At 62.8% G+C, this 16,913-nt stretch carries 14 protein-coding genes; 8 read left to right on the plus strand and 6 right to left on the minus strand.

What is annotated here, in order from left to right:
• The 5 genes from rsxD to gloA all read left to right on the plus strand — a co-directional run bounded on the left by rsxD (position 1) and on the right by gloA (position 3,697).
• The gene (rsxD, locus tag AHA_RS13320) at positions 1-1,053 is read left to right on the plus strand and encodes an electron transport complex subunit RsxD (protein ID WP_011706452.1); all 1,053 of its coding nucleotides are present in this window, start codon (positions 1-3) and stop codon (positions 1,051-1,053) included.
• 34 nt (positions 1,054-1,087) lie between these two features.
• Positions 1,088-1,720 carry an electron transport complex subunit RsxG gene (gene rsxG / locus AHA_RS13325; RefSeq protein ID WP_011706453.1) on the plus strand — a complete coding sequence of 211 codons (633 nt, stop codon included), beginning with the start codon at positions 1,088-1,090 and terminating at the stop codon, positions 1,718-1,720.
• A gap of 16 nt (positions 1,721-1,736) precedes the next feature.
• Complete coding sequence (locus AHA_RS13330) at positions 1,737-2,495, plus strand: electron transport complex subunit E (protein WP_024944880.1); 759 nt, start codon at positions 1,737-1,739, stop codon at positions 2,493-2,495.
• Between the two features lie 14 nt (positions 2,496-2,509).
• The gene (gene nth / locus AHA_RS13335) at positions 2,510-3,151 is read left to right on the plus strand and encodes an endonuclease III (RefSeq protein WP_011706455.1); all 642 of its coding nucleotides are present in this window, start codon (positions 2,510-2,512) and stop codon (positions 3,149-3,151) included.
• A gap of 132 nt (positions 3,152-3,283) precedes the next feature.
• The gene (gene gloA / locus AHA_RS13340; RefSeq protein WP_011706456.1) at positions 3,284-3,697 is read left to right on the plus strand and encodes a lactoylglutathione lyase; all 414 of its coding nucleotides are present in this window, start codon (positions 3,284-3,286) and stop codon (positions 3,695-3,697) included.
• A 64-nt stretch (positions 3,698-3,761) separates the two neighbouring features.
• On the opposite strand, the gene AHA_RS13345 is transcribed toward gloA, so the two are convergent.
• Positions 3,762-4,637, minus strand: coding sequence for a flagellar protein MotY (locus AHA_RS13345; RefSeq protein ID WP_172583085.1), 876 nt, complete (start codon positions 4,635-4,637; stop codon positions 3,762-3,764).
• A 68-nt stretch (positions 4,638-4,705) separates the two neighbouring features.
• Positions 4,706-6,679, minus strand: a complete 1,974-nt coding sequence (locus AHA_RS13350) for a methyl-accepting chemotaxis protein (protein ID WP_024944878.1) — start codon at positions 6,677-6,679, stop codon at positions 4,706-4,708.
• A 148-nt stretch (positions 6,680-6,827) separates the two neighbouring features.
• Between AHA_RS13350 and rnt the strand changes: the two genes are divergently transcribed.
• Positions 6,828-7,487 carry a ribonuclease T gene (gene rnt, locus AHA_RS13355; protein WP_029300258.1) on the plus strand — a complete coding sequence of 220 codons (660 nt, stop codon included), beginning with the start codon at positions 6,828-6,830 and terminating at the stop codon, positions 7,485-7,487.
• Positions 7,488-7,734: 247 nt separating this feature from the next.
• Positions 7,735-9,057, plus strand: a complete 1,323-nt coding sequence (locus AHA_RS13360) for a Na+/H+ antiporter family protein (protein ID WP_011706460.1) — start codon at positions 7,735-7,737, stop codon at positions 9,055-9,057.
• 366 nt (positions 9,058-9,423) lie between these two features.
• Here AHA_RS13360 and AHA_RS13365 read toward each other — a convergent pair whose 3' ends face one another.
• The 4 genes from AHA_RS13365 to ydiJ form a co-directional block, all read right to left on the minus strand.
• Complete coding sequence (locus AHA_RS13365; RefSeq protein WP_016351112.1) at positions 9,424-11,319, minus strand: DEAD/DEAH box helicase; 1,896 nt, start codon at positions 11,317-11,319, stop codon at positions 9,424-9,426.
• Between the two features lie 180 nt (positions 11,320-11,499).
• Positions 11,500-11,961 (minus strand): hotdog fold thioesterase, encoded by a 462-nt coding sequence (locus AHA_RS13370; RefSeq protein WP_011706462.1) that lies wholly within the window; start codon positions 11,959-11,961, stop codon positions 11,500-11,502.
• 126 nt (positions 11,962-12,087) lie between these two features.
• Positions 12,088-12,576: a hypothetical protein gene (locus tag AHA_RS13375; protein ID WP_011706463.1), complete on the minus strand. Its 489-nt coding sequence runs from the start codon at positions 12,574-12,576 to the stop codon at positions 12,088-12,090.
• Positions 12,576-15,635 (minus strand): D-2-hydroxyglutarate dehydrogenase YdiJ, encoded by a 3,060-nt coding sequence (ydiJ, locus tag AHA_RS13380; protein WP_164927676.1) that lies wholly within the window; start codon positions 15,633-15,635, stop codon positions 12,576-12,578. The genes AHA_RS13375 and ydiJ overlap by 1 nt, the downstream gene beginning before the upstream one ends.
• Positions 15,636-15,804: 169 nt before the next feature.
• Between ydiJ and AHA_RS13385 the strand changes: the two genes are divergently transcribed.
• Positions 15,805-16,731, plus strand: coding sequence for a cation diffusion facilitator family transporter (locus tag AHA_RS13385; protein WP_011706465.1), 927 nt, complete (start codon positions 15,805-15,807; stop codon positions 16,729-16,731).
• The last annotated feature ends 182 nt before the right edge of the window (positions 16,732-16,913 follow it).

Consider the following 16,913-nt stretch of genomic DNA (forward strand, 5'->3'; position numbering starts at 1 on the left):
ATGTTCAATATCGCGAGTGCGCCGTTTGCCCACAACCGCAAACAGACCCAAACCCTGATGTTGCTGGTGATCCTGGCCTGCCTGCCCGGTTTTCTGGCGCAGAGCTGGTTCTTTGGCTGGGGCACCCTGATCCAGATCCTGCTGGCGCTGGTCACGGCACTGGGCTCGGAGGCACTGGTGCTGCGCCTGCGCGGACGCCCCGTCAAACCGGCCCTGCTGGATGGCAGCGCGGCCCTGACCGCCGTGCTGATCGGTCTCTCCCTGCCGCCGCTGCTGCCCTGGTGGATGCTGGTGCTGGGCACGGCGTTTGCCATCATCATCGCCAAGCACCTCTATGGCGGGCTGGGTCAAAACCTGTTCAACCCCGCCATGGTGGCCTATGTGCTGCTGCTGGTCTCCTTCCCGGTGCAGATGACCAGCTGGCTGCCACCCTCCAGCATCGCCGCCTATGACATCGGCTTTGGCGATGCGGCCTCGGTGATCTTCACCGGCTTCAGCCTCGACGGTTACAGCATGGCGCAGCTCAAGCAGGGGGTGGATGGGCTGACCATGGCCACGCCGCTCGACACCCTGAAAACCGGGCTGACTCAGGGCCTCACCGCCGGCGAGGTGATGACCCACACCGTATTCGAAGGCTGGGGCGGCATCGGCTGGAGCTGGGTCAACCTCGGCTACCTGCTGGGCGGCCTGTTCCTGCTGCAGCAGAAGGTGATCAACTGGCGCATTCCGGGGGCCATCCTCGGCTCCTTGCTACTGGCGGCCACCCTGGGTTATCTGATGACCCCGGATGCCACCGCCACTCCCATGTTCCACCTGTTCAGCGGCGCCACCATGCTGGGGGCCTTCTTCATCGCCACCGATCCGGTGAGTGCCAGTACCACCCCGCGCGGCCGCCTGGTCTATGGCGTGCTCATCGGCGTGCTGGTCTATGTCATCCGCCGCTTTGGCGGCTATCCGGATGCCTTCGCCTTTGCCGTGCTGCTGGCCAACCTGTGCGTACCGCTGATCGACAGCCTGACCCGCCCGAAAGTCTACGGAGCCCGTCGCAAATGATCCTCGCGCACACCTCACCCTCAGGAATGATGCAATGTTAAAGAGCATGCGCAAAAACGGCGTCACTCTAGCCCTGTTTGCCCTCGCCTGCACCGCCGTGGTGGTGCTGACCAACGAGCTGACTCAGGGGCGGATCGCCCATCAGCAACAACTGGAGAAACTGCGCACCCTCTCCGCCCTGCTGCCGGAGGGGAGCTATGACAACGATCTGGTCGCCAGCTGCAAGCTGGTGCAGAGCAGACGCTATCTGGGCAGCGATCAAGCCATGCCGCTCTACACCGCGACCAAGCAGGGTGAAATCACCGGCTATGCGCTGGAAACCGTCGCCCCCGACGGCTACAGTGGGGCCATTCGCCTCATCGTGGGCACCGATGCCAAAGGCGCCGTGAGCGCGGTACGGGTGTTGGCCCACAAGGAAACCCCCGGCCTTGGCGACAAGATCGAGCTGAAGAAGTCGGACTGGATCAACAGCTTCGTCGGCAAGTTTCTCAGCCACGACAACGAGGCCAGCTGGGCCGTAAAGAAAGACGGCGGCGAGTTCGATGCCTTCACCGGCGCCACCATCACCCCCCGGGCCGTGGTCAAGGCGGTGAAGAACCTGTTGCTGCTGCAACAGGAGCACCCAGAGTTGCTGCGCGACGCCCCCGCCTGTGACGCCACCCCCTAACGCCGGAGCACAAGCTATGGAACAAGTCGATGTGATTGACGGGCAGAGCCCGCTCAGCGAGAGCAATGGCCGCCGCGAAGAACTCAAGGAGCTGATGCTGCAGGGGCTGTGGAAGAACAACCCCTCGCTGGTGCAGGTGCTGGGCCTCTGCCCCACCCTGGCGGTCTCCTCCACCTTCACCAATGCGCTGGGGCTCGGCCTTGCCACCATGGCGGTGCTGGTCAGCTCCAACCTCGCCATCTCGCTGGTGCGCAACCTGGTGCCCAAGGATATCCGCATCCCGGTCTACGTGATGATCATCGCGGCGCTGGTGACCAGCGTGCAGTTGCTGATGAACGCCTACACCTACGGCCTCTATCAGGCGCTTGGCATCTTCATCGCCCTCATCGTCACCAACTGCGTCATCATCGGCCGGGCTGAGGCCTATGCCTCCAAGAACCCGCCGCTGCTGGCGGCCCTCGACGGCTTCATGATGGGGCTTGGCTTTACCCTGGTGCTGCTGGTGCTGGGTGGGCTGCGCGAGATCATCGGCATGGGCACCCTGTTCGACGGTGCCGACCTGCTGCTGGGAGAATGGGCCAAGTCACTGCGCATCGAGCTGTTCCACGCCGATGCCAGCCTGCTGCTGGCAATCCTGCCCCCTGGCGGCTTCATCGGTCTCGGCCTGATGATCGCCGGCAAGAACGCCATCAACGACTGGATGGGTCGCAAGCAGAGCGCCGAGAAGGCCCACTGCAGCGTGCCGGCCGCGGGTGCCCGCGCGACCCAGCTCTGAGCCAAGAGAGAGCCATGAACAATCAGAAACGTAGGCAGATACTGGAGCGACTGCGGGACGACAACCCCCACCCCACCACCGAGCTCAACTTCAAGACGCCGTTCGAGCTGCTGATCGCCGTGCTGCTGTCGGCACAGGCCACCGATGTCAGCGTCAACAAGGCCACCGACAAGCTCTACCCGGTGGCCAACACCCCCCAGGCCATGCTGGAACTGGGGGTAGACGGGGTCAAGGAGTACATCAAGACCATTGGCCTGTTCAACACCAAGGCCGAGAACGTCATCAAGACCTGCGCCATCCTGCTGGAGCTCCACGGCGGTGAAGTGCCGGAGAACCGCGAAGCCCTCGAGGCCCTGCCCGGGGTCGGCCGCAAGACCGCCAACGTGGTGCTCAACACCGCCTTCGGTTGGCCCACCATCGCCGTCGATACCCATATCTTCCGGGTCTCCAACCGCACCGGCTTTGCGGTGGGCAAGAACGTCGATCAGGTGGAGGAGAAGCTGCTCAAGGTGGTTCCCGCCGAGTTCAAGCTGGATGTGCACCACTGGCTGATCCTGCACGGGCGCTACACCTGTCTGGCTCGCAAACCGCGCTGCGGTTCCTGTATCATCGAGGACTTGTGCGAGTACAAGGAAAAGGTCTACCCGGAGAGCTGAACACGGCTGCCAGCTCGCAAACGGTGCAGCCATGGCGCAGCTCCTGGCGAGCACGGGCTTGAGCCAAGCGCCGGTATCCGCTCCCCTGGGCGGCACCCATACCACAAGAACCACTACCCGGAGAATTGAGCAATGAGAATCCTGCATACCATGTTGCGCGTCGGCGATCTGCAACGCTCCATCGACTTCTATACCCGAGTGCTGGGGATGAAACTGCTGCGCAAGAGCGAGAACAGCGAATACAAGTACACCCTGGCCTTCGTCGGCTACGGTGACGAGAAAGATGAAGCGGTGATCGAGCTCACCTACAACTGGGGTGTCAGCGAGTACGAGCTGGGCTCGGCCTACGGTCACATCGCGCTGGAAGCGGACGACATCTATGCCACCTGCGAGGCGCTGCGCGCCGCCGGTGCCAAGATCACCCGCGAGCCGGGCCCGGTCAAGGGCGGCACCACCGTCATCGCCTTCGTGGAAGATCCGGACGGTTACAAGATTGAGCTGATCGCCAAGAAGGATGCCGGCAGCGGCCTCGGCGACAGTTTCTGATCCAGACTGAGCCCCGAAAAACAAAAAGAGCGCCAAGGCGCTCTTTTTTATGGATTCGTTTTCCTCAGATGGCGCCGTTGCGGCCCATGTTGATCACCACCCGCCGGTTCTTGGCACGACCATCTTCGGTTTCGTTGGAAGCGATGTGCTGCTTCTCGCCGTGCCCCTCCACCGAGATCTTGCCGGGTTCGATGCCCAGATCCATAAACACCTTCTTGATGGCATCGGCCCGTTTCTCGGAGAGCTTCTGGTTCGGCCAGCGGCCGCCATAACTGTCGCTGTAGGCGTCGATCACCACCACGTCGATGCTCTTGTCCACCTTCACATACTCGCCGATCATCGCCAGCCGCCGCTTGGAGGCCAGCGACAGCTCGTCACTGTTCTTGTCATAGGTGAGCACGCTGAAGGCGATGTCGTTGAAACTGTAGGGCAGCAGGCCATTGAGGCAATCCACGAAGGCCTGATACTTGACCCGGAAGTTGACCGAGGAGAGCGAGACCCGTACCGGTCGATTCTGCCGATACCAGTCGCGGTACTGGAAGGTCGGCATGCGGCCCCCTTCCAGCTCGTCCAGCATGGTCCATGCGGTCTGTCCCTCCACCAGCCCGTCAAACTGCTGGTAAAAGCGCAGCTGGCTCACTTCCCGCCCGGCGATACCGGGGCGCCAGACCGGCGGCATGATGCCCAGGCTGACCGTCTGGGTCTGGGCCTGCTGGCGCAGCCCCTTGAGCTCGAAATCCAGGTTGATCTTGCGACCGGCGCGGCTGACGAATGCCCCCGTTCCCCAGTTGGGGATGGGGTGCTCGAGCCGGCACTCCACCTGGGTGTCGGAGGTCAAGCGCCAGACGGATTGATCCAGGCCGGCACCGAACTCGGTGACTCCCGCCTGTAACTGCATACTCACGGATATGCTGACCAACCCCAACATCCAAGCGTTCAACTGCCTGCCCTCCACACGATCTCAGGTTAGATATCGGCAGGGGCAGGACAAGCTTTAGGGCAAACCGATCAGTGGGTCGAGGCAGCGTCCATCAGTTTGAAGCGGGCGATGCGCCCCGCCAGCTCCCGCGCCAGCTGATCCAGCTCGGCGCTGTTTTGCTGCAGGGTTTCCGAGTGCTGGCGATGTGCCTCGTACACCTCGCGGATGGTCATCACGTTGTGCTGGATATCGTCGGTGACATAGCGCTGCTCCTCGGTAGCGGTAGCCACCTGGGCGGTCATGTCGCTCACCTTGCGCACCTCGTTGACGATGTCGGTCAGCTCGCTGCCCGCCCGCTTGGCCTCGGTCACGCTCAGCCCCGCCTGCTCGGTCCCCAGGTGCATGGCGGTCACCGCCTGATTGGCCCCCTGCCGCAGCCGCACCAGCATCCGTTCTATGTCGTCGGCGGCCTGCTGGGTGCGCGACGCCAGCGCCCGCACCTCTTCCGCCACCACCGCAAAACCGCGGCCGGATTCGCCGGCGCGGGCCGCCTCGATGGCGGCGTTGAGGGCCAGCAGGTTGGTGCGATCCGAGATCTGCTTGATGAGGTTGAGTGCCTCGCCCACCGATTCGGTGTCCTGATGCAGGCTGTCCACCAGTTGCTGGGTATCACTCAAGGTCCCCGCGACCTGCTGGATGGCATCGATGGTCTGATCCACCTCCTTATCACCCTGCCGGGCCCGGCCGATGGCCTGCTGGGTCGCCAGCGAGGTCTGGGTCGCGTTGCGCGCGATCTCGGCCACCGTCGAGGCCATCTCGGTGGCGGCCGTCGCCACCAGATCCACCTGGCCAAACCCCTTGGCCACCCCGGCGTTGACTTCGGCAATGACGTTGGCCGAGGCGGCGGCGCTGCGGGCCAGCACCTCGCAGGAGCGGCGCACCGCCAGCATCAGCCCCTCCAGATGTTCGAGGAAGTGGTTCAGATCCCGCGACAATGCCCCCAGCTCATCACCGGATCGCCAGTTGACCCGCACCGTCAGATCGTTCTCCTGCACCAGCCGCTTGAAGGTATGGTGCAGGGCCATGAAGCCCAGATGCAGATCTCGCACCACCCGCCAGCAGACGAAGCTGGTGAGCAGTACGCACAGCAAGACCCCGGTGGCGGCCCACCAGAAGTCGCTGGCGCTCTTCGCTCTCATCTGATCCACCCGCTCGGACAGCTGCTGATAGAGGCGATCTTCGCTCTCCTTGAGCAGGCTGATCTTGTCGGTGCTCAGGGCAAACCAGGCCTCGGCATCCACCCCGAAGCCGCCGCTGGCCGCCTTGTCCAGCGCCAGCTTCTCCATGGCGGCCACCTTGCTCACCACCGGCGAGGCCAGGCTGTCGGCCAGCAGCTGGCGCTGGGAGGGGCTCGCCACCGCCTGGAAACGCTCGAGATAGGTATTCTGGGCCGCCAACAGGGAGATGAACTGCTGCAACAGCGCCGGCGTGAAGCTGTCGCGGCCAAACACGTTGCTTAAGGTTGCCCGCTCCAGCCCCATCCGCTCCTTGCTCTGCAAGAAGGCGGCATAGGCATTGGTCTGCAGCGCTATGGTGGCATCCCGGCTATTGATGCTGATCTGATCCACCACCGCCAGCAACTGGGTGATCATCCGGGTATAGAAGCTGACCTGCTCGGCCACCTCGACTCCCAGCGCACTGACCCGCTCGCGCATGGCGGTGAGCCCGGCCAGCTCCTGCTGCACTTCTTTGAGCGCCAGCAGGGCGGGATCCTCACGAAAGCGCTGCAGCAGGGTATCGACCTGCTTGCGCTGCGCCGGCAGGGCATCGCGGAACTTGTTGCCACCGGAACCCAGGAAGCCGGCCGACATGCCACGCTCCTTTTGCAGCTCGTGGGCCAGCTGCGCCGCTTCCCGCACCACCGCCAGTGCGGCCTGGGCCTGACTCATCTCCTGCTCGACCCGATAACGCTCATAGACGTATCGGCCGGAGAAGAACAGCAAGGCCAGCAGTGGCAGGCAGACCACCAGCAACATCTTGTGCGCCAATCCCAGCTTCTTCATCGTTGCTCCCCATTCCATTGTTGAAGTGGTCAATTATAAGCCCGCGTGTCGATAATAGAATCGGCCAGCGCGCCGATGGCGGCCGATGAGGGACAAAGGCCGGCTTTTTTGCCATAATGCCGCCTCATTTCACGCCGACCGAGATACCATGACCGACGCTGTTCACACCCTCAAGGGCCGTTTTCGTGGCTTTTACCCCGTCGTCATCGATGTTGAAACCGCCGGGTTCAATGCCAGAACCGACGCCTTGCTGGAAATCGCCGCCTATACCCTCAAGATGGACGAGCAGGGCTGGCTCGTGCCCGACCAGATCTTCCATTTTCATGTCGAGCCGTTTGAAGGGGCCAATCTGGAAAAAGCGGCGCTGGAGTTCACCGGCATCGATCCCTTCAATCCGCTGCGCGGCGCCGTCAGCGAGAAAGAGGCGCTGACCGAGATCTTCAAGGGCATCCGCAAGGGAATGAAGGAGCAGGATTGCGGCCGCGCCATCATAGTGGCCCACAACGCCACCTTCGATCACGGTTTCGTCATGGCCGCCGCCGAGCGGGCCGGCCTCAAGCGCAATCCATTCCATCCGTTTGCCACCTTCGACACCGCAGCCCTCTCCGGCCTGGCGCTCGGCCAGACGGTGCTGGCCAAGGCGTGCCAGAGCGCGCGCATTCCGTTTGACAATAAAGAGGCGCACTCCGCCCTCTACGACACCGAGCGCACCACCGAGCTGTTCTGTCATATCGTCAACCGCTGGAAGAGCCTGGGTGGCTGGCCCCCGGCCCACCCGGACGAGGTGGCCGACGACGCCAGCGAGTAACGACGCCCCCTTCCCAAGAGGCTGCCACGGCAGCCTCTTTTCTTGCGCCATCTGGTTTGACCAGAATGTCGAGAAAAGGTCCATCCAGCACCGTTTTTTACCTCTCCCGACTCATTACCTGGGTTGAACCGCCGGGAATGCTGTAGATAGGCCATTCACCTGATTTTTTACTCGACATTTGTCACATTTTTCGCAAACTAACTGCCTTTCACACGACAGACAGCAACACAAACTATAAGGAAAGCAAATGAATCCTGTTGTTATCGCGGTGGCGCTGATGCTGGTGCTCAGCCTGCTGCGGATCAATGTGGTGGTCTCTCTCGCCATCGGCGCCATCGTCGGCGGCCTGATCGGCGGTCTCTCCCTCGAGCAGACCCTCAGCACCTTCAGCGGTGGCCTGGGTGGCGGCGCCGAGATCGCCCTCTCCTACGCCATGCTGGGGGCCTTCGCAGTCGCCATCTCCCGCTCCGGCATCACGGATCTGCTGGCGCGCAAAGTGATCAGCCAACTCGGCAAGGATGCCAGCAGCTCGCGCATCCTCTGGGTCAAGGCCCTGCTGCTCAGCTCGGTACTGGGGGTCTCCATCTCCTCCCAGAACCTGATCCCGGTCCATATCGCCTTCATTCCCATCCTGATCCCGCCGCTGTTGCACGTCATGGCCCAGATGAAGATCGACCGCCGTCAGGTGGCCTGCGTCATCACCTTTGGCCTGACCGCGACCTATATGCTGCTGCCGGTGGGCTTTGGCGGCATCTTCCTCAACAACATCCTGGCCAAGAACCTGATCGACAACGGCGTACCGGTCGAGCACAGCCAGCTGCCGCTGGCGATGGCCATTCCGGTGCTGGGCATGTTCGTCGGCCTGCTGATCGCCGTCTTCTTCAGCTACCGCAAGCCGCGCCAGTATGATCTGGAGAAGATCCTGGCCGCCGAGCCGGAGACGGTCGATCTCAACCTCAACCACATCTGGGTCGCCCTGCTGGCCATCGCCGTGGCGCTGGGACTGCAGCTGATGACCAACAGCATCGTGCTGGGGGCGCTGGCGGGCTTCGTCATCTTCACCTGTGGCGGTGTCATCAAGTTCCGCGAGAGCCAGGATGCCTTCACCCAGGGCGTACGCATGATGTCCCTCATCGGCTTCATCATGATCTCCGCCGCCGGCTTCGCCGCCGTGATGAAAGAGACCCACGGGGTGGAGAGCCTGGTACAGGCCGTCTCCGGCATGATGGCGGGCCACAAGGGGCTGGCCGCCTTCCTGATGCTGCTGGTGGGCCTGCTCATCACCATGGGGATCGGCTCCTCCTTCTCCACCGTACCCATCATCGCCACCATCTATGTGCCGCTGTGCCTGCACCTCGGCTTCTCCCCCCTGGCGACCATCTCTCTGGTCGGCACCGCCGGCGCCCTGGGGGATGCGGGCTCTCCCGCCTCCGACTCGACCCTGGGCCCCACCTCGGGTCTCAACGCCGACGGCCAGCACGACCATATCTGGGACAGCGTGGTGCCCACCTTCATCCACTACAACATCCCGCTCATCATCTTCGGCTGGATTGCCGCCATGGTGCTCTAAGCCCCCAAGATAGATGCATAAACATAAAAGGCGACCCTCAGGGTCGCCTTTTTGCTGCCTTCATCGCGATGACATAGAGCCGGACAATCCAGCTCGGGCGCCCCTCTCAACCTGTTCTTGCTGCTGCACTCTTCCCTTTTATGAGGATGTGGCTCGCCCCAGCCCGTAGCTACCCTTCGCTTGCCCGCCCCTTACTTTCTGCCTCATCCCCCAGGACGATGTCAGGCCAACCCATCGGCGATATCCACGGTGTGCCATGGACTGACCCTTTCACATCCCCCATGCGGCGCTGCAACGTCGCCTGGGTGAACGACGGGCAACAAAAAGGCCGCTCGATGAGCGGCCTCTTTAGCTAGCAGTCAGGGTTTAGCTGTCGCGGCGCTTGCCACCGAATTTGCGACCCTTGTCAAAACCGCCTTCACGGCGATCCTTGTTGAAGGGACGGTCACCCTGCGGACGGCGATCCTTGTTGAAAGGACGGTCGCCACGGAACGGACGATCACCACGGGGCGGACGGGGAGCCGTGTTGCTGCCGGCCGGCACTTCGGTGTAGCGGCTGATCTGCAGCGGACGCTGGCAGACACGGGCCTTCTTGATCACTTCCAGCACTTCGGCGCTCATGCCCTTGGGCAGATCGACGGTGGAGAAGTCATCGGCGATGTCGATGTTGCCGATGAAGCGGCTCTCGATGTTCGCTTCGTTGGCGATGGCACCCACGATCTGGCCCGGCTTGACGCCGTGATGGGCACCCACGTCGACGCGGTAGCGCTCCATTTCCACGTCCGGGTTGTCTTTGAGCGGACGCGGCTCCAGGGACGGCATGCGACGAGCCGGGCGATCGCCACGGTCGGCGAAATCACGGCCACCACGGTCGTTGAAGTCACGACGCTCGAAACCACCGCGATCGTTGCCGGCGTTGAACACCGGATCCGGAATGGAGTCATCCAGCAGCAGCGGCTGGTCGCCCTGTACCAGCTTAGCCAGTGCAGCAGCCAGCTCCAGCGGATCGGCAGAGTCTTCTTCGATCAGCTCGTTCACCAGGTTCACGTAGATCTCGAGCTCTTCGCCCATCATGGTTTCGCGGATGCGCTCTTTGAACTTGGCCAGACGGTGCTGGTTGATGTCCTCGGTGCTCGGCATCTTCATCGGCTCGATAGCCTGACGGGTTGCGTGCTCGATGGCGCGCAGCATGCGACGCTCGCGCGGTGCCACAAACAGGATGGCTTCGCCCTTGCGACCGGCACGACCGGTACGACCGATACGGTGAACGTAGGATTCGGTGTCGTAGGGGATGTCGTAGTTCACCACGTGGGTGATGCGCTCAACGTCCAGACCACGGGCAACCACGTCGGTGGCGATCAGGATGTCCAGCTGGCCTTGGCGCAGCTTGTCGACGGTACGTTCACGCAGCTTCTGCGGAATGTCACCGTGCAGCGCTTCACAGGCGTGACCACGGGCAGCCAGCTTGCCAGCCAGTTCTTCGGCGGCGTTCTTGGTGCGTACGAACACCAGCAGGGCTTCGTAGGGCTCGACTTCCAGCAGACGGGTCATGGCGTCCAGCTTGTGCAGACCGGTCACCTGCCAGTAACGCTGGCGGATAGTGGTAGCGGTCGCAGTCTTGGAAGCGATCTTGATCTCTTTGGGCTGCTTCAGGTGCTTCTGGGCCACACGACGGATCTGCTCCGGCATGGTGGCAGAGAACAGGGCAACCTGACGACCAGCCGGGCACTGTTCCATGATCCAGTCCACGTCGTCGATGAAGCCCATGCGCAGCATCTCGTCCGCTTCGTCCAGCACCAGGGCTTTCAGGCCAGAGAGGTCCAGGTTCTTGCGACGGATCAGGTCCATCACGCGGCCCGGGGTACCCACGACAACCTGAGCACCGCGGCGCAGGGCGCGGGTCTGGGTTTCGTAGGAGGCGCCGCCGTAGATGGGCAGCACGTGGAAATCAGGCATGTGGTGGGCATAGCGTTGGCACGCTTCAGCCACCTGCAGGGCAAGTTCACGAGTCGGTGCCAGCACCAGGATCTGGGTGTTGCGGTTACCAGCTTCCAGACGAGACAACAGAGGCAAGGCAAAAGCAGCGGTCTTCCCTGTACCGGTTTGCGCCTGCCCCAGCAGATCGTGGCCCGCCATCAGGTGGGGAATTGCTGCGGCCTGGATGGGGGACGGGCGCTCATAGCCCACGTCCTGCAGCGCTTTCAGTACAGGCGCGGCCAGTCCAAGCTCACTAAAAAGGGGCAGTTGTTCGGTATCAGACATAGATTCTTCCAGATTAAGGCAGGCGGCTAACACCGCGGAATAGCAAAAAGGCGGCGATTATAGCGCCACTTTGTTCTGCTGTCTTGAAAAATGTGATAAGCCTCTCAAGACGTTGGCAATTATAGAGGGATCTTGCGACTATGGCTTGCTTATTTTTCACTCATAGTGCGTTATTGCAGATCACGCTTCGCCAGAGTCCTTGTCCCGCTTGTGTTTGAGCACCGCCATGGTCAACCGGCTGGTGCACAATAAACGACCACGTTCATCGCGAATTTCTATCTGCCACACCTGAGTCGTCGCCCCCAGATGCAGCGGCGCGCAACGCCCCGTCACCACCCCTTCCCGCTTGGCCCTCAGGTGGTTGGCATTGACCTCCAGCCCCACGCAGTAACTGTCGGGTCCGACCGCCATGTTGGCCGCCAAGGAACCCAGCGTCTCCGCCAGCACCACGGAGGCGCCGCCGTGCAGCATGCCAAGCGGCTGGTGGGTGCGGTGATCCACCGGCATGGTGGCCTCCAGCCAGTCAGGACCAAAGGCGGTATAGACGATGTCGAGGTGAGCCATCAGGGTGTTGCGAGAGCTGGCGTTGAGCCCTTCAAGGCTCATGGGTTTGCGCCAGATGGGGCTGCTTTCTTGACTCATGGTGAGCGGACTCCTTGCGTGATCAACGGGTTATCGCTGCGCCGTAGCGGCAAACCAGCAGTGTCGGCGAAAAAGGAGCAAAAAAAAAGATGCCCACGCAGGGGCATCTTGCATCGAGGTTGACCCTCACCAGGGATAGGTCACTCCTGGCCACTCGACCCAGGGCTGGTCCCGCCCCGGCAGGCGCGGCTCAGGCCACTGCCATACCTTGCCGAGCCAGGCGCGCAGTTCGGCCTCCAGTTCGGCATCGGTGAGCGGCGCCTCGGCTACCTTCCAGAAGAAGAGCTCCATCGCCACCTCCGGCAACACCGAGGGGTAGAGGTAAACACCGCCCCAGAACTCGGGCTCCCGCGCCGGGCTCCAGAGACCATAGGCAAAGGAGCGTTTGGCCAGAAACTCGGAGTGCTGCCACTCCAGATCGGCCTCGTGCTGGCTCAGGCTGAAATTGGCGGAGGGCCACACATCGTCCGGGCGAAACAGCTGATGAAGCTGCTCGCGCTCGCGCAGCATGGCGACGAACTCCACCACCGCCTGGGTCGGATTGACCGGCAGCAGCAGGAAGTGCGGGTGCCGATAGGCTTGCGGCACCCGAAACCGCTTGGGCAGCGTCAGCATCAGAGCAGTTCCAGCAGGGCCTGCAGCGGGTGCTTGAGTTTCTCCCCCTCCATCCGCTTCACCTGGCTGCGGCACGAATATCCGGTGGCCAGACAACGGGCTTGCGGCAGGCGAGCCAGGGGCTCGGCCCAGCTCAGGCCATAGATCCCCTTGGAGTTCTCCACCTGTTTGGCATCGTGGCCATAGGTACCGGCCATGCCGCAGCAGCCTACCGACACCGGTTGCAGGGTGGCACCGAAGCGGCGGAACAGGGTACTCCAGTCACCGTGGGTCGATGGCTTGGCGGTCTTCTCGGTACAGTGGGCGAACAGATACCAGGGCTCGACGCCGGCATCCGCTTCTCGCACCGGCAACGCCTCGGCCGGCAAGGAGAGCAGCCACTCCTGGGGCAGCAGCACCTGGAAGTCGCCACGGGCGGGGCCGAGCGCCTTCACGTATTCGTCCCGATAGCAGAGCACCAGGGAGGGATCGACCCCCACCATGGGAATGCCGAGCGCCGCCACCTTGTTGAGGAACTGGGCGCTGCTGGCGGCGGTACGGGCGAAGGCGCGCAGGAAGCCCTTCACGTGCTGGGGCTTGCCGTTGGGCTTGAACGGCAGCAGATAGGGCTGCAGGCCGAGCTTGCTGGCGAGCTTCACCAGGTCACGCACCACGGGGGCGTCGTAGTAGCTGGTGAAGGGATCCTGCACGATGAGCACCACTTTTTGACGCTGCTCGGGGCTCATGGCCTCCAGGCCCGGCAGATCGAAATAGCGGGCGCGATGGTCGCGCAGCTCCTCGGCCAGGGTCGGCACGCTCAATAGCGGCACGTCCACCATGCCGATGCTCTTCTCGGTCGCCTTCTGGGCCCACTCCTTCTCGAGGAAGAAGTTGACCAGTTTCGGTGCCTTGGCCAGCAGGGGGGCATAGCTTTCCACCGTGCCGACGAAGTAATCCTTGGGGCCGCGCAGATAACGGCTGTGATAGAGCTGCATGAAGCGGGCACGGAAGGTGGGCACATCCACCTTGATGGGGCACTGGCTGGTACAGGCTTTACACGCCAGGCACCCCTCCATCGCCTCCATCACCTCGTGGGAGAAGTCATACTCGCCGCGGGCGCGGGCCACTGTGTTGCGAAACTTGTCGACGATCTGCTTGAAGCGCAGACCGCCGCTTTGCAGCGCCACCTCCTCACTCAGCGGATCGAAGCCCTGCTCGGCCAGCTGGCGCAGCCATTCGCGCATCAGGCCGGCCCGCCCCTTGGGAGAGTGACGGCGGTCGCGGCTGATCTTGACCGAGGGGCACATGGGGGAGTCGGTCTCGAAGGTGAAGCACAGACCGTTGCCGTTGCAATCGAGGGCACGGGTATAGCTGGTGCGCACCGCCAGCGGGATCTGGCGGTCAAACTTGCCGCGCTTGGGCCCATCCACTGACACCAGCTCGGCGCCGCTGCCATAAGGCATGCAGATCTTGCCCGGGTTGATGCGGTTGGCCGGGTCGAACGCCCCCTTGACCCGTTGCAGCTCCTCCCACAGCTCGCCGAAGAAGGCGGGGCTGTATTCGGAGCGAAAGCCCTTGCCGTGCTCGCCCCACATCAGGCCGCCGTATTTGGCGGTCAGCGCCACCACCTGATCGGAGATGCGCCGCAGCAGCACCTCCTGCTCGGGATCGCACAAGTCCAGCGCCGGGCGCACGTGCAGCACCCCGGCATCGACGTGGCCGAACATGCCGTAGTCAAGGCCGTGGGCATCCAGCAGGGCACGAAACTCCATGATGAAGTCCGCCAGGGATTCCGGCGGCACGGCGGTGTCTTCGGTGAAGGCCACCGGCTTCTTGCGCCCTTCGGCGTTGCCGAGCAGCCCCACCGACTTCTTGCGCATGGCGTAGATGGTCTCGATGCTGGCCAGGTGGTTGCACACCTGATAGCCGATGATCCCCGCCTCCCCCTTGGCCAGCAGGCCGTCGATGCGCCGGCACAGCTCGGCCACCTTGGCCTTGTGCTCATTCTCGTCGGTGTCGGCAAACTCGACGATGTTGAGCCCCTGCAGATCCTTGCCCGGCACCTCCTGAATGAACTCTTTGACCGAGTGCCAGATGATGTCGGCGCGGGCCAGCCCCAGCACCCGGGAGTCCACCGTCTCCACCGACAGCGCATGGGCCTCGACCATAAAGGGGGCATTGCGCAGGGCCGACGGGAAGCTGTCGTACTTGACGTTGACGAGCGTCCGGTAGCGCGGGATGGGGGTGATGTTGAGCCTGGCTTCGGTGATAAAGCCCAAGGAGCCTTCCGAGCCGCACAGCACCCGGCTGACGTCCAGGGTGTCGGTATCGGGCTGATAGAGGTGCTTGAGATCGTAACCGGTCAGAAAACGGTTGAGCTTGGGGAAGGTGGCCTCTATGTCGGCACGGCGCTCTTTACCGATGCGATAGAGGGTGCGATAGATCTCCCCCTCCCGGTTCTCGAGGGCCAGCTTGTCGGCCAGACGCGGGCCGGTCACCGGCTCGGTGGCCATGAGATCGCCGTTTTCCAGCACGGCCTTGAGGCCAAGCACGTGATCCGAGGTCTTGCCGTACACCAGCGACCCTTGGCCAGAGGCGTCGGTGTTGACCATGCCGCCCAGGGTGGCGCGGTTGGAGGTGGAGAGATCCGGCGAGAAGAAGTAGCCGTGGGGCTTCAAATAGGCGTTGAGCTGGTCTTTGACCACCCCGGCCTGGGCCCGCACCCAGCCCTCTTCCAGATTAATTTCCATGATCTGGTTCATATGGCGCGAGAGATCGACGATAATGCCGCCGCCCAAGGATTGACCATTGGTGCCGGTACCGCCGCCGCGAGGGAAGAAACTCAAGGTCGCGTACTCGGGCCCCTGGGCCAGCTTGAGCATCACCGCAATATCGTCCGCACTGCGCGGATAGAGAACCGCCTGAGGTACTACCTGATAGACGCTGTTATCCGTCGCCATCGCCAACCGGCTTGCATAAGACTTTTCGATATCACCACGAAATGCTGATCGCGCCAGCAACTCAAGAAACTGCAGGGTTGTAGGTGACAAACTGTCCTGGTAATCGAGTCTCGGGATCATGAATCCTTGTTCCCTTCCTTTGCTTGATGCCGGAACTCCGGCGACAACGACCGTTCGGGCCAGCCTCTTCGCGGGCCCCCGAACCAGTCCGCTCACATGTGAGCGGGCAGTATATCAGCTAGAAAACCGCTTGCGCGCGCAATCTTCACCATTTGAAAGGAGGACTTTTATGGCTCATTACAGCCATGTTATCAGTACGCTTATTCGCACCGAAAAACAGGCGCTGACCCTGTCGCTGTTTGGTTGCATCACCTTTGCCATTTTCGGGATCGGCTATGGCCTGTTCGTCGGTTCCAACGCCATCATGCTGGACGGCATCTTCACCCTGTTCAGCATGGGCATGACGGGGCTGGGGCTCATCACCGCCTACCTGGTTACCCGCCCTTCCGACGCCCGCTTTCAATACGGCTACGCCCACTTCGAACCCATCGCCAACGTCATCAACGGCACCATCATTCTGCTGCTCTGTCTGGCGGCACTCTACAACGGCCTCACCACCCTGCTGGCGGGCGGACGGGAGATCGATCTCGGCCATGCCCTCATCTATGCCGTTGTCTCCACCTTCTTCTGCGGCATCATCTACCGGGTCGAGGCCGACGTGGCCGAGCGGGTCAACTCCGAGCTGGTGCGGGTGGACTCCAAGGAGTGGCTGGTCGACACCCTGCTCAGCACCACCCTGCTCATCGGCTTCGTGGTCGCCATCGGCCTCGATGCCATCGGCTACGGCCACTACAACCGCTACATAGACCCGGTGCTGGTCTCGCTGCTGGCCCTGTGCGCTACCCTCATTCCCATCAAGGTGCTCGGTCGCAACCTGCGGGAAGTACTGAAGATCGCCCCCAAGGGGGATGTCTCCCGGCTGGTGGCAAGCGAAGTCGAGGCCCTGCGCCTGCGCCATGGCATCGAATGCTACAGCCATCTGGCGAAAAGCGGCCGCCGCTTCGATCTCGAACTCAACATTCTGGTGGCCCCCGGCCAGGAGTGGCCCGTCGAGCGCCAGGATGCCCTGCGCCAGGAGCTCTGGTCTCGCCTCGGCGATACCCTGGGGGACGCCTGGCTGTCGGTCTGCTTCACCCGCGAGAAACGCTGGCTGTAAGCCGCAAGGCGGGGCTTGCCTGGCAAGCTCCGCCCGCTCCTGTCGCCCCGCTGGGCGAGCGCGCCTCCCCCTATGCTGCCCGCCCCCTCTTGCCAAATACGGGATTCCCGTTATCATCAGGGCTCACTTTTAACCCGAGGTTTTATTGCCCATCATGGACAATCCCCGAAGTTGCCCTTCGT

Origin of the sequence: Aeromonas hydrophila subsp. hydrophila ATCC 7966 (genome assembly GCF_000014805.1) — a bacterium.
GTDB classification, from domain to species: domain Bacteria; phylum Pseudomonadota; class Gammaproteobacteria; order Enterobacterales; family Aeromonadaceae; genus Aeromonas; species Aeromonas hydrophila.

Bases quoted from the DNA above. Each gene is read 5' to 3' on its own strand.
- rsxD (WP_011706452.1), top strand. From the start codon at position 1: ATGTTCAATATCGCGAGTGCGCCGTTTGCCCACAACCGCAAACAGACC.
- rsxG (WP_011706453.1), top strand. From the start codon at position 1,088: ATGTTAAAGAGCATGCGCAAAAACGGCGTCACTCTAGCCCTGTTTGCC.
- AHA_RS13330 (WP_024944880.1), top strand. From the start codon at position 1,737: ATGGAACAAGTCGATGTGATTGACGGGCAGAGCCCGCTCAGCGAGAGC.
- nth (WP_011706455.1), top strand. From the start codon at position 2,510: ATGAACAATCAGAAACGTAGGCAGATACTGGAGCGACTGCGGGACGAC.
- gloA (WP_011706456.1), top strand. From the start codon at position 3,284: ATGAGAATCCTGCATACCATGTTGCGCGTCGGCGATCTGCAACGCTCC.
- AHA_RS13350 (WP_024944878.1), bottom strand. From the start codon at position 6,679: ATGAAGAAGCTGGGATTGGCGCACAAGATGTTGCTGGTGGTCTGCCTG.
- rnt (WP_029300258.1), top strand. From the start codon at position 6,828: ATGACCGACGCTGTTCACACCCTCAAGGGCCGTTTTCGTGGCTTTTAC.
- AHA_RS13360 (WP_011706460.1), top strand. From the start codon at position 7,735: ATGAATCCTGTTGTTATCGCGGTGGCGCTGATGCTGGTGCTCAGCCTG.
- AHA_RS13365 (WP_016351112.1), bottom strand. From the start codon at position 11,319: ATGTCTGATACCGAACAACTGCCCCTTTTTAGTGAGCTTGGACTGGCC.
- AHA_RS13370 (WP_011706462.1), bottom strand. From the start codon at position 11,961: ATGAGTCAAGAAAGCAGCCCCATCTGGCGCAAACCCATGAGCCTTGAA.
- AHA_RS13375 (WP_011706463.1), bottom strand. From the start codon at position 12,576: ATGCTGACGCTGCCCAAGCGGTTTCGGGTGCCGCAAGCCTATCGGCAC.
- ydiJ (WP_164927676.1), bottom strand. From the start codon at position 15,635: ATGATCCCGAGACTCGATTACCAGGACAGTTTGTCACCTACAACCCTG.
- AHA_RS13385 (WP_011706465.1), top strand. From the start codon at position 15,805: ATGGCTCATTACAGCCATGTTATCAGTACGCTTATTCGCACCGAAAAA.